The organism is Paratractidigestivibacter sp. (assembly GCF_052362415.1).
Taxonomy (GTDB): Bacteria; Actinomycetota; Coriobacteriia; order Coriobacteriales; family Atopobiaceae; genus Paratractidigestivibacter.
On sequence record NZ_DAWEMK010000023.1, the window covers coordinates 7,896 to 20,071 of the forward strand.

Below are 12,176 nucleotides of genomic sequence, written 5' to 3' on the forward strand. Positions count from 1 at the left end.
GGACGCCCAGGGCAAAGTACGGACGCTTTAGCATGGAGCCAAACGTGACCTTCTCGACAGAGCCGTTCGCTGCCTCCTCCTCGTCTCCAGGAGGCGTCGGGAGCTTAACGAAGACGAAGACGGCGAGCACGATTGCGAGCACAACGGCGATGACGATGTACATGCCACGCATGCTGGAGAGGAACGCCAGCTTTGCGTCGGCAAATCCCGGCTGGCCGGCGGCGATGGTGGTGCCGAGGAACTGCGAGAGGATGAGCGGCCCCACGATGTTGCCCACGCCATTGAAGGACTGGGCGAGGTTCAGGCGCATGGACTCATGCTTCTCGTCGCCGAGCTTGGTGATGTAGGGGTTGCAGTTGGTCTCCAAGGTGGAGGCGCCGGCAGCAATCACGAACATGGCAAGAAGGAACAGCCCGTAGGAGGCCACGTTGGTGGCGGGCACGGTGATGAGCGAGCCGAGCACGAACAAGGCGAGGCCCATGATGACGCCGCCCTTATAGCCAAACTTCTTGGCCACGATGGAGGCCGGAATGGCCATCACGAAGTAGGCGCCGTAGTAGGCAACCTGCAGCAGGCTCGCCTCGGTGCCGGACAGCTCCAGGTAGTTGGCCATGGGACTGTTCAGGGCGTTGACCAGGTTCATGGTCAGGCCCCAAACGAAGAACAGTGAGGTCACGAGGACGATGGCAACGGTTGCCGCGGAGCCCTTCGAGCTCGCCTTCTTGGTGGAATCAGACATTTGAAAGTCCTCTTTTCGCACCGCGGCCTAGTCAAGCGCGCGGTCGAGGTTGACGTAACCGCCGTCGACGTTGCACCACTGACCGGTAGTGTGGCTGGAGCGGTCAGAAAGCAGGAAGCACGCGGTGTCCGCGATCTCCTCGGTGGAGGTCATGCGGTGCTCCAGAGGGATGCGGTCGGTGATGAGGGACAGACGCTTCTGCTGGGCCTCCTCGTCTCCGAAGGTCTTGATCCAGTTGGCGTACAGCGGCGTCCAGGCCTCGGCGACGACGATGGCGTTGACGCGCACAGAGTCGTGGACGAGAGCGGCGGCCCACTCGCGGGTAAGGCCAAGGATGGCACCCTTGGCGGCGGCATAGGCGGTCGTCTTGCCCTGACCCGTAAGGGCGACCTTAGAGGCGATGTTCACGATAGAGCCCTTGGACTCCTTGAGGTACGGGCAGGTCTCGTGGACGAGCTCGAAGTAGTGGGTCAGGTTGCCGTGCAGGGACTTCTCGAAGTCCTGCCAGCTCGTGGTCTCGAGCTCGAGGTTGTCGTTACGGCCGGCGTTGTTCACCACGCCGTCGATGTGGCCGTACTTCTTGTAAACATCCTCGACGATAGGCTTGATGGCGTCGGTGTCGTTGAGGTCGATGTAGTACATCTCGAACGTCTTGGTGATCTCAGAGATCTCGGCGCGGAACTCGTCCTCGACGCCGTCCTTGCGGTTCAAGACCACGGGGATTGCGCCCTCGCGAGCAAGCTGCAGCGCGATGCCCTTGCCAATGCCCTTGAAGCCGCCAGTGACGAAGACGACCTTGCCCTCAAGATGAAGATCCATGATGTGCTCCTTACTCGCTGCCCGGTCATTGCGGGCAATTACGGATGTGGGCCCTCGGGGGAAGGCCCGGCAAAACGCGGCCCCCGCCGCGGTAAAACCAAGTAGGAATGGGCGCCGGTGTATCGCAACCACCGGCACCCCTTGTGTGGGGCAGCGCCGCGACGAGGCATGGCAAACGCCGGGCGCCAGGAAAAAACGAAAGACGCCGCTACATGTAGTTGCAGAGGTGCGGCAGCGCCGTCTCGGTGTAGCCAAGCGCCTCCGCGCAGGTGGGCTCACCGTTGCAGACGCGGATAATCTGATCTATGAGCTCATCTCGGAGCTCTTCCATCGACTGCGGGCCGTAAATAGTTGCCTGGGCATCGAAATCGATGTTGTCGGCCATGGTGCGGGCCGTGCGGCCATTGGCGGTCAGGCGCAGCACCGGCGCGATGGCGTTTCCCGTGGGCGTGCCCAGGCCCGTGGAGAAGACCACGAGCTGGCAGCCGCCGGCGATGATGCCGCCGACGCTGGAAGGATCGTTACCCGGGGTGTCCATGACAACAAGCCCCTGGTGAGAAGCAATGTGTGCGGCATAGGGGTAAACAGCGTTGATGGTCGAGTGGCCCGCCTTGTGGATGCAGCCCAAAGACTTCTCCTCGAGCGTGGTAAGACCTCCCGCCATGTTGCCGGGGCTCGGGTTGCCCTCGCGCATCTGGGCTCCGAACATCTGCACGTACTTCTCATAATCGCGCACGATTTTGAGCACCTGCTCGCCCACCTCAGGCGTGGCGGCGCGACGCGCCAGAATATGCTCGCCCCCGAAGAGCTCGGGGGTCTCGCACAGGACCGTGGTGGCGCCCTGGGCAACCATCCAGTCGGAGACCTCGCCGATCAGCGGGTTTGATCCGAGACCGCTGGAGGTGTCGGAGCCGCCGCAGTTCGTTCCGAAGATCAGCTCATCGACGCCGCACTCCTCGCGCTCACAAAGGGAGGCCTCGCGCACGAGCTCGCGGGCGATGCGCGTGCCCTCCTCGACCGCGCGGATAGACCCGCCGACCTCTTGGATGATGAGGGTGCGCACTTCTTTGTTCGTACGCTTGGCGATGGCGTCGACCACCAGGTCGCTCTGACAGCCCTCGCAGCCCAATGAAACGGCGAGAACAGAATGGATATTGGGGTTCGCGGCAAGGCCTGCCAAGGTATCCACCGTCATTTGTTGATCGATGTTGACCTGGCTGCAGCCGTTCTGGTTGTGGAAGGTGACGCAGCCCTCCACAGAGCGGGCGATCCGTTCGGTGGTGTCCGACGCACAGATGCTCGTGGGCAGGACGAGAACGTGGTTACGGATGCCCACCTGACCGTCCGAGCGGCGGTATCCCATAAAAGTACGGGTGCACTTGGTCGAAACCGCCTTCCGCTCGGATGCGGAGGCGACGTCCGCGACCGCAGCGCCCTCAAGATCGTCGGAGCTCTCGCAGTTCTGCGTGTGCACATGCTGACCACGCTTGATGTCGCTTGTCGCCACGCCGATGAACTCGCCGTACTTGACGACATTCTGACCTGCAGAGATATCGACGCGCGCAATTTTGTGGAAGAGGGGGATATCCTCAGTCGCAACGAACGTGGCAAGGCCGCCGGCGTGCACTGGATAGCGGACCTCATCGCCGGCCTTAAGCGGATAGATTGCGATGACGACATTGTCTTTGTCGTCGATAAGGACCGCGTTTCGGCCTTCCTGCATGCCCTCTGACATCCGATCTCCTTAGTAGACGTCAAGCTTCGACCGTCTTGCCTTGGTGCTGTTCGTATATGCGAACTGCATTCGGTTTTCTTGTTGTTGAGGGTAGCACTTTTCGCCACGCAAAGAATGAGTTTGGCGAATGGCCTGTTTTTAACTGTAAACGGCGTTCGTAATCACGAACAAAAAGGCAATTGAGCGTTAAGATGGTTAAAAATGACTAAGGAGCTTGAATGGCAATTTCGGAAGAAACCGCGGGGCACCGCGCGACGCTCAGGGTATTGGCAATTCTCGACGCCCTTGCCGCCAATCAGAAGGGCCTTACCATGGCCGAGATTTGCCGCGAGCTCGGCGCGCCGAAAAGCAGCCTCTTTCCCATCCTGCACACCATGGCAGACACGGAGTACATCGCCTACGACGAAGACACCAAGCGATACTCGATCGGGCTGCGCGCCTATCTGCTGGGCAAGGCTTTCGACCGCGGCGCGATGGGACTGCCGCTCATAGAGGGCGAGATGCAGCGCGTGGTCGAAACCTGCAACGAAACCTGCCAGGCGGGCACGCTCGACCATGGGCGCGTGCTCTATATCGCACGAGTCGACTCCCCGCAGCGCATACGCCTTTCGTCGGAAATCGGCAAGACGCTGCCCGCCCATTGCACCGCCATCGGCAAGGCGATTCTGAGCCAACTGAGCGACGCCGAGGCAATCGGCTCGCTTGTTTTGCCGCTCGAACGGCCCACCGAGCACGCCGTGAAAACGCCTGAGGAGCTGCTCGGCCAGCTTGCCGAGACGCGAGCGACGGGGTTCGCGCACGACCGCCAGGAGGTGCTCGAAGGAGTCGAATGCCTCGCCGTGCCCATCCACAGGAGCAACGGGCATTGTTTTGGCATGAGCGTCTCGGTGCCCGCATACCGTCTCGACGCCGCCAAGAAAGACCTCATTAAACAGGCGCTTTCCGACGCCAAGGACCGCCTCGAGGCTGCTCTTATATAAAGACCTCGCCGGCCCGCTCAGCGCTTCCAGCAGGGTCGGCCCGTGCGCAGGATGCGGCAGAAATCGCGGCAGAGGCAGTCGGCGCAGCTCGCATGGCTCGACGGCTGAGGCTCGGCAAAGAGCCCGATGACCGCCGTTACGGACTTGGTCGGCGTCATGAGCAGCGACTTCGAGAGCGTGATGCCCAGCCTCCGCTGCGCGTCGAGCGTGGAAAGCAGCACCGGCTGGGTCGCGAGCGGCATGTCGCCGTACCCGGGGCTAAAGCGGAAGTTCGTGTAGAGCCCACGCTCAGCGGCCGTGGCGACGATGCTCGCCTCGCAGGCATCGGCCGCGCGCTCGACCGTCGCCGTCCCCGCCGCGTCGAAGACCACCTGAGCGACCGGGTCCGTCAACGAGAGCCTGCGCAGCTCGCGCTCGATGCCCATGCCCGCGGTCACGGCCATGACGCCCACAGCGACGGCGCCCGCCATGTGCTTCTTCATCGACTCGCCCACGAGCTGCAAAGAAGTGCCCGCGAGCTGTACTGCGGGCAGGTCCTCCTTCGTCGGCTCGCGCCCCGCGACGTCGAAGACCTCCCACGACCCCGCCGGCCGGGCGACGTCGAGGCAGCGCGCCACGACCTCGTCGATGCACGCGTCGAGCTCGTCGGTGAGCTTTTGGCCCGCATAGCCCATATAGCGGAGGACCTCCGCGCGGTCGACGGAGGTCACCTCGTACTTCTCGACCGTGAGCGCCATGCGCCGGACCCCGCTCCCTATTTGGCCAGGTACCCGCAGCCCGCGAGCGCATCGTGCGCCGCCGCGGCGATGGCGGGCTTGTTCATGCTGTAGACGTGCAGGCCATCCACGCCGTTGACCGCGAGGTCGCAGAGCTGCTCGCATGCGTACTCGACGCCGGCGGCCGCCTGGGCCTCGGGGTCGTCGCCGGCCTGCACGAGGCGCTTGACCACCTTGGCGGGGATGGACGCGCCGCAGTTGAAGGCCATACGCTGGATCTGCTTCACGCTGGTGAACGGCATGATGCCGGCGACGATGGGCAGCTTGATGCGGTGGCGCAGGCACTTCTCGCGGAAGCGGTAGAAATCCTCGTTGCGGAAGAAGAGCTGGCTCACGAAGTAGTCGGCGCCTTCCTCCTGCTTGCGGTAGAGCCCCTCGAAGTCGGCGTCCTCGGAGGGTGACTCCACATGGCCCTCCGGGTAGCAGGCGGCGCCGATGCAAAGGCCGTCGCCCGCGGTCGCGCGCAGGTAGGCGATGAGGTCGGAGGCGTGCGCGAAGTCGACGACGTCGCGGTCGGGGCGGCGGTCGCCGCGCAGGGCGAGGATGTTCTGGACGCCGTCGGCGGCGAGGGCCGCCGCGTAGGCGTCGACGTCGGCGCCCGTCGCGCCCATGCAGGTCAGGTGCGCGAGCGCGGTCGTGCCCAGCTTGTTCTCAACGGAGCCCGCGATGGCCACGGTGTTGTCCGAGTTGCCCGAGCCGCCAGCGGAGTAGGTGACGCTGATCCAGTCGGGGGCGTGGGTCGTCAGGGCGCTCGCGACCTCGTAGGCCTTCTCGAGCGGGAGGTCGCCCTTAGGCGGGAAGATCTCGAACGAGAAAGTCTGGTGCGCGGCGAGCTTATCGCTGATTTTCATGGGAAGAGGTGCCTTTCGTGCCGTTTCGGTTCCTGCCATCTTATCGTGTTTCCGCCAGCGCCTTGCCCGGTTTTCGACCAGGGCGGGGACTCGATGCCAATCGCGCCTCGATGCTCGCCAACGTGACGCGCGTGTTCCGCCCATCCCTCCAGCCCTCGAGAAGGCCCGTCTCCAGCATCTTCGATACGCGGGGCCGCGACACACCGAGCCGTCTCGCGGCCTCTGAGGCCGAGCATGACGGGATATCGCCCAGGTTGGCGTTGACGCCGATGAGGACGACCCTGCCGCCAGCCCTCGGGGTGTTTCCCATCGTGGTCGAGGGGAGCCGCTCGCCCGTCATTAGCGAGCGCTCGACCTCGCCGCACAGCCACTCCGCGGACATCCCCATCACCTCCTCGAGCGAGGCCCCCTGCGTTCCGCCCTCAAGGTCGAAGGGGACCGAGATATAGAGCCCCTCGTCTTCGGATATCTCAAATTCCTGCAGGTAAAACATATATCCGCCTTTAATCGCAGCGCTTGGCAAGGGTAACCTGGCCCGCTTGTTTCTTTATCTTCTCGAAGAGCTGGTTGCTGATCTCCTTATGGCGCGGGACTTGCGTCCAGTGAGCCCCGTCCGTCCAGTGCTCATGATTGGTGCCACCGGTCGGGTGCAGCCCCGCGGCCCGCAGGTAATCGGTTACCTCTTTTCTTTTGACCATTACCCGGCCATTCTCTAAAAGATATTAACTCACTTAATAGTTCAATCGGCCCAGGACACGCTCCCTTCCGGTCGAGACGCGTCAGATACCCCACAGCCCGAACGCGAAGGTGAGCGCCGCCGCGGCGGCGATGGCGGGGGCCATGGGCATGGGCGTCCCCCGCCGAAGCGCCGCGAAGGACGCCGCTTCCCGCGACCTTTGGGCGGCGGCGCGGCCGATGAGCGCGATGACGCACGAGGCGCCGACGATCGCGAGCCCGCCGACCGGCCCCGAGCGCAGAGAGGAGCTTGATGTCTCCCGCGCCGATCCCGACGGATCCGTGCAGCTTTCTGGACAAGCCGCGGGCGGCGAGGAGCAAGGCGAGCACCGCCGCGGCCCCCGCAAGGCTTCTCGCCGCCGCGCAGGCGAGGTCATCCGCATAGGTCACGGTCGGCGCCGCGCAGAGCGCCACGGCCGCGACGCACCCGTTGGGTATCGTCCTCGTCCCCAGATCGCTCGCCACGGCGAGCGCGAGCGCCAGGACCAGGATGCCGACGGCGGCAGATCTCAGGATCGTTTCCATGCAATGCTCCTCTCGATAGGTGAGGGCCATTCTTTACGAACGGCGAGCGCGGCAAGAGGCGCAAAACAGGCGACGATTCATAGATTTATGTACTTACGGCGACCGCGCGGACAAACGCCCCGCCCACGGCCCGCCAAAGGCGAAAACGACGGGCACGGTAAGATACCCGGCAGATATCCGTCAGGTTCGCAAGCGGCAGGGCCCGGCCGGCGAGCGGCGCAGGCGCGGTGCTCGCACACAGTCAGGGCGGAGTACGCCGATGGTGACTTGTTGACTCTGTGGTTATGCCGCTAAGTTAACCAAAGCGCACCATTTTTGGGCGTTAACCTGCTCGTTGTTTGACTTGAACTGTAGAAGGCGACGAACATGACCGATTTATTGCTCAAGATATTCGCAAAGGGCATCGACCCGGCTTCCACCGCGTACCGCACGCGCATAGGGTTTTTGGCAAGCACCGTCTGCATCGCGTGCAACATCGTGCTTTGCGCCGCGAAGGCGGCGGTCGGCGTTCTTGCCGGCTCCGTGTCCATCGTCGCCGACGCCGTGAACAACCTCTCCGACGCATCGAGCAACATCGTGAGCCTGCTCGGCTTCAAGCTCGCGAGCAAGCCCGCCGACGAGGGGCACCCTTACGGGCACGGCCGCTACGAGTACCTCGCCGGACTCGCCGTCGCCGTCATCGTCAGCGCGCTTGGCCTCGACCTCGTCAAGGAGTCCGTCGGAAAGATCTTCTCGCCAGAGCCCTCTGAGTTCAGCGCGGCGCTCGTGGCCGTCCTCCTGGGGTCGATGGCGGTCAAGTTCTGGATGATGCTCTTCAACCGGTCGCTCGGCCGCCGCATCGACTCCGAGACGCTCATCGCCACCGCAGCCGACTCGCGCAACGACGTCGTGACCACCGGCGTGGTCCTCGCCTGCGCGGCCATCGGCGCCACGACCGGCGTGAGCCTCGACGGCTGGGCCGGCGTCGGCGTCGGCGCGTTCATCACCGCGAGCGGCATCGGCCTCATCCGCGACACGGTGAGTCCCCTGCTCGGCCAGATGCCCAGCCCCGAGCTCATCTCCAAGATCCAGGAGAAGATCCTCTCCTACCCCGGCGTGCTCGGGACCCATGACCTCATGGTCCACGACTACGGCCCCGGCAGGCAGTTCGCGAGCGCCCACGTCGAGATGGCCGGCGAGGCGGACCCCTTCGTCGCGCACGACACGCTCGACAACATCGAGCAGGACTTCAAGCGCAGCATGGGCCTGACCATGACGCTGCACTATGACCCCATCGTCACCGACGACCCCGAGGTGCGAGACATGCGCCACTGGATCGACCTCCATGTCCGCGAGATCGACCCGAGGCTCTCCATCCACGACCTGCGCTGTGTCCCTGGCCCCACCCACACGAACGTCATCTTCGACTGCGTGCGCCCGCACGACCTCGCGATGACGGACGCCGAGCTCAAAGGCCGCATCCAGGCCACCGTGTCCGAGCGCTGGCCGAAGGCCGTCTGCGTGGTCAACATCGACTCGAGCTACGTCTCGTCCGCTCAGTAACGAGAAAATGACGAAAAGGGACAGTCCCTTCTCGTCATTTTTCTTATCCCAGCTTGTGAATGACGAAAAGGGACTGTCCCTTTTCGTCATTTTTTACTTGCGGAGAAGCGCCGCGCCCTCGTAGGGGCGCAGGTGCGCGAGATCGGGCTCGCCGCCGTGCGAGGAGAGCAGGACCTCCCACTCGCCGGCGCTCGCCTCCTCGGGCGAGAAGTTCGCGACCACGAGCAGCGAGCCGGCATGCCCGTACTCCTGCGGGCCGTCCGCCGCGGCGCAGATGGCGCGCTGATCGCAGCCCTCGGCGTCGCGTGCCGGCGTGCTCCAGGGCTCGCCCGTCGTGAAGCCCGCGTTCTTGCCCGAGTCCCACTGCATGGGCGTGCGCGCGTTGTCGCGGGAGCGCTCCGCGATGATGCGCAGCGCCTCGGCGGGCTTCTTTCCCTCCTCCTCGGTGAGGATTCGGTAGTAGTTGATGCTCTCCACGTCGCGGTACTCGTCGATCGACGTGAAGTGCGCGTTCGTCATGCCGAGCTCGTTGCCCTGGTAGATGTAGGGGGTCCCGCGCAGCAGGTTCATGAACAGACAGAGCATCTTCGCGGAAGGCACGCGCAGCTCGCCGTCCGAGCCGAAGCGCGAGACCACGCGCGGCTGGTCGTGGTTGTCCCAGAACAGCGCGTTCCAGCCGCCGCCCGCCTGCATGCCCTCCTGCCAGGTCGAGAGGATCCGGCGAAGCTCGCCGAGGTCGGCGGGCATGAGCTCCCACTTGTTCCCGTTCTTGTAGTCGACCTTGAGGTGATGGAACGAGAACGCCATCGAGAGCTCGTGGTCCTCGGGGCGGGTGTAGCCCAGGCACGCGTCGAGGGTGGTCGATGACATCTCGCCCACCGTCATCATCCCATCGATGCCGGCCTCGCGCACGAGCTCCTGCAGGTACTCGTGCACATGGGGGCCGTCGGTATAGAAGCGACGGCCGTCGCCCTCATGGTCGTCCTCGAAGACCTCGGGCTTCGAGATGAGGTTCACGACGTCGAAGCGGAAGCCGCTCACGCCCTTCTCTTTCCAGAAGCGCACGATGTCCGCGACCTCGTGGCGTACCTCGGGGTTGCTCCAGTCGAGGTCGGCCTGTGTCGGGTCAAACAGGTGCAGGCGCCACTTGCCCACCGCGGGCTCCCACAGCCAGGTGGGGCCGCCGAACTTCGAGGTCCAGTTGGTGGGCAGCTTGTCGGGGTCGCCGTCGCGGAAGAAGTAATAGTCCTGGTAGCGCTTCTCGCCGGCGAGGGCGCGGCGGTACCACTCGTGGTCGGTCGACGTGTGGTTCAAGACCATGTCGAGCATGATGCCGATGCCGCGGGAGCGGGCCTCGCAGGCGAGCTCCTCGAAGTCAGCCATGGTGCCGTAGCGCGGGTCGACGGCGCGGTAGTCGGCGACGTCATAGCCGTTGTCGCGCTGCGGGGAGGGAAAGAAGGGCGTCAGCCAGATATAGTCGACGCCGAGCTCGGCCAGGTAGTCGAGCTTCTGCGTGACGCCGCGGAGGTCTCCCCAGCCGTCGCCGTTCGAGTCCTTGAAGCTCTTCGGGTAGATCTGGTAGACGACCTTGTTCGAGATGTCGAGGGTCTTCATGGTTTCCCCCCGGGGTAGGGCCCGCCCGCAGGTCGCGGGCGGGCGATAAGTTCAGCGAAATAGGTGCCGCGTGCGGTGCGCGCTACTTGCCCTCGGAGGCGAGCTCGGCCGCGATGGCCGCGGCGCCGGCGCGGGCCTCGTCCTCGATGCCCTTCTTCTTTCCGACGACGACGGTCAAGACGAAGGGGACGACGACGGCGATGACCATGCACACGGCGAACATCGCCCAGCTCGTGGGCTGCATCGAGAGGATGCCTGGCAGGCCGCCGACGCCCACGGCGTTCGCGGTGCAGCTCGTGGCGACGCTCAGCAGGCCGGCGATGCAGGAACCGACCATGCCGCAGACAAAAGGGGAAGGTGTACTTGAGGTTGACGCCGAACATGGCGGGCTCGGTCACGCCGAGGTAGCACGAGATGATCGCGGGGATGTTGACCTGCTGGTCGCGGTCGTTGGAGCGCTGCAGGAACGCCATGCCAAGGACGACGGAGCCCTGGGCGATGTTGGACAGGGCGATCATGGGCCACAGCATGGTACCGCCGAAGTCGGCGATGAGCTGCAGGTCGATGGCGTTGGACATGTGGTGCAGGCCGGTGATCACGAGCGGGGCGTACAGGGCTCCGAAAATCGCTCCGAAGATCGCGCGGAAGGGACCGGTGATGCCCGCGTAGACGATGGCGGAGACGCCGCTGCCGAGCCACCAGCCGATGGGGCCGAGCACGAAGTGGGCAGCCATGACGGCGAGCACCAGGCTGCAGAACGGGACGACGATCATCGAGAGCACCTCAGGGCAGATCTTGCGGAAGAAGCGCTCGAGCAGGCCCAAGGTCACGGCGGCGAGGATGGCGGGGATGACCTGCGCCTGGTAACCGATCATGTTCACCTTGGCGAAGCCGAAGTCCCACTGAGGGATCTGGGAGGTTGGGGTGCTGGAAACGCTGTAGGCGTTCAGGAGCTGGCCGGAGATGAGGGTGAGGCCGAGGACGATGCCGAGCATCGGGGTGCCGCCCATCTTCTTTGTCACCGACCAGCAGATGCCCACGGGGATGCCGGTGTGGAAGACCGCCTCGCCGATGAGCCACAGGAAGCTGTCGAGGCCCGCCCAGAACTGGCTCGTCTGGACGAGGGTCTGGGTGCCGTCGCCAAAGACATAGACCGAGTCGATGCAGTTGCGGAAGCCGAGGATCAGGCCACCGACGATGATCGCGGAGATGATCGGGGCGAAGACCTCGGCGATGACGGTCATGGCGCGCTGGATGGGGTTCTGGTTCTGCTTGGCGGCGGCCTTGGCGGCGTCCTTCGTCACGCCCTCGATGCCGGAGACCGCGACGAAGTCCTCATAGAAGGCCTTGACGTCGTTGCCGATGATGACCTGGAACTGTCCGCTCTGGGTGAAGCTGCCCTTCGCGCTCGGAAGGTCCTCGATGCCCGCGACGTCGGCCTTCGACTCGTCGTTGAGGACGAACCTCATGCGGGTTATGCAGTGGCTCACCGCGCGATGTTGCCCTTCCCTCCCACGAGCTCCAGGAGCTTCGCCGCGTCGTCCGAGTATTTGCCCATTGCATCCTCCTTCTTTCCCTTTGATTCTGAGCCAGCCGGCGACCGAGTTCCAGATGGTTCAGGACCACTTATTTGAATAGGCTGCCTCGTAGTATAGGGCGAACTCATTTGCATAAGTTGTTTGAAGGCATACTTATTTGCATATGTTTCGTGAACGGTGGCCAAACGGCGGTGAGCGGTAGGACGCAGGCTCGATTCCCCCGTATAATGCGGTTCAGACAAGAGACGACCATCCCGAGGAGCACCGCATGAAAGCCATTTGGCAGGGCATCTACCGAGCCCTGCGAGAAGAGATAGTCGAC

The 12,176-nt window shown here is 64.2% G+C and carries 12 protein-coding genes; 2 read left to right on the plus strand and 10 right to left on the minus strand.

The features are described from left to right. The 3 genes from ACT84W_RS03845 to ACT84W_RS03855 all read right to left on the minus strand — a co-directional run. Window positions 1–739, minus strand: a 739-nt coding sequence (locus tag ACT84W_RS03845; RefSeq protein ID WP_444328263.1) for an MFS transporter, incomplete at its 3' end; no start/stop codon positions are given. A gap of 27 nt (window positions 740–766) precedes the next feature. Beyond that, the gene (locus ACT84W_RS03850) at window positions 767–1,558 is read right to left on the minus strand and encodes an SDR family oxidoreductase (RefSeq protein WP_417576272.1); all 792 of its coding nucleotides are present in this window, start codon (window positions 1,556–1,558) and stop codon (window positions 767–769) included. 208 nt (window positions 1,559–1,766) lie between these two features. Further along, entirely contained in the window at window positions 1,767–3,293 is a 1,527-nt protein-coding gene (locus tag ACT84W_RS03855; RefSeq protein ID WP_417576271.1) for a UxaA family hydrolase, read from the minus strand. A gap of 218 nt (window positions 3,294–3,511) precedes the next feature. Between ACT84W_RS03855 and ACT84W_RS03860 the strand changes: the two genes are divergently transcribed. After that, entirely contained in the window at window positions 3,512–4,273 is a 762-nt protein-coding gene (locus ACT84W_RS03860; protein WP_444328264.1) for an IclR family transcriptional regulator, read from the plus strand. A gap of 17 nt (window positions 4,274–4,290) precedes the next feature. Here ACT84W_RS03860 and ACT84W_RS03865 read toward each other — a convergent pair whose 3' ends face one another. The 5 genes from ACT84W_RS03865 to ACT84W_RS03885 are packed head-to-tail and all read right to left on the minus strand — an operon-like array spanning window position 4,291 to window position 7,190. Further along, window positions 4,291–5,010, minus strand: a complete 720-nt coding sequence (locus tag ACT84W_RS03865; RefSeq protein WP_444328265.1) for a vitamin B12 dependent-methionine synthase activation domain-containing protein — start codon at window positions 5,008–5,010, stop codon at window positions 4,291–4,293. A gap of 17 nt (window positions 5,011–5,027) precedes the next feature. Beyond that, complete coding sequence (locus tag ACT84W_RS03870) at window positions 5,028–5,900, minus strand: methylenetetrahydrofolate reductase (RefSeq protein WP_444328266.1); 873 nt, start codon at window positions 5,898–5,900, stop codon at window positions 5,028–5,030. Window positions 5,901–5,940: 40 nt separating this feature from the next. Next, window positions 5,941–6,393: a helix-turn-helix domain-containing protein gene (locus ACT84W_RS03875; protein ID WP_417576267.1), complete on the minus strand. Its 453-nt coding sequence runs from the start codon at window positions 6,391–6,393 to the stop codon at window positions 5,941–5,943. A gap of 10 nt (window positions 6,394–6,403) precedes the next feature. Then, entirely contained in the window at window positions 6,404–6,598 is a 195-nt protein-coding gene (locus ACT84W_RS03880; protein WP_432291158.1) for a hypothetical protein, read from the minus strand. Then, window positions 6,525–7,190: a prepilin peptidase gene (locus ACT84W_RS03885; protein WP_444328267.1), complete on the minus strand. Its 666-nt coding sequence runs from the start codon at window positions 7,188–7,190 to the stop codon at window positions 6,525–6,527. Before ACT84W_RS03885 ends, ACT84W_RS03880 begins: the two co-directional genes overlap by 74 nt. A gap of 336 nt (window positions 7,191–7,526) precedes the next feature. Between ACT84W_RS03885 and ACT84W_RS03890 the strand changes: the two genes are divergently transcribed. After that, window positions 7,527–8,702 (plus strand): cation diffusion facilitator family transporter, encoded by a 1,176-nt coding sequence (locus tag ACT84W_RS03890; RefSeq protein WP_432291160.1) that lies wholly within the window; start codon window positions 7,527–7,529, stop codon window positions 8,700–8,702. 93 nt (window positions 8,703–8,795) lie between these two features. On the opposite strand, the gene ACT84W_RS03895 is transcribed toward ACT84W_RS03890, so the two are convergent. Next, on the minus strand, window positions 8,796–10,316 hold the full coding sequence (locus ACT84W_RS03895; protein WP_444328268.1) for an alpha,alpha-phosphotrehalase: 1,521 nt from the start codon (window positions 10,314–10,316) through the stop codon (window positions 8,796–8,798). Further along, window positions 10,313–11,806 carry a PTS trehalose transporter subunit IIBC gene (gene treB / locus ACT84W_RS03900; RefSeq protein WP_444328269.1) on the minus strand — a complete coding sequence of 498 codons (1,494 nt, stop codon included), beginning with the start codon at window positions 11,804–11,806 and terminating at the stop codon, window positions 10,313–10,315. The genes ACT84W_RS03895 and treB overlap by 4 nt, the downstream gene beginning before the upstream one ends. Window positions 11,807–12,176: the final 370 nt, after the last annotated feature.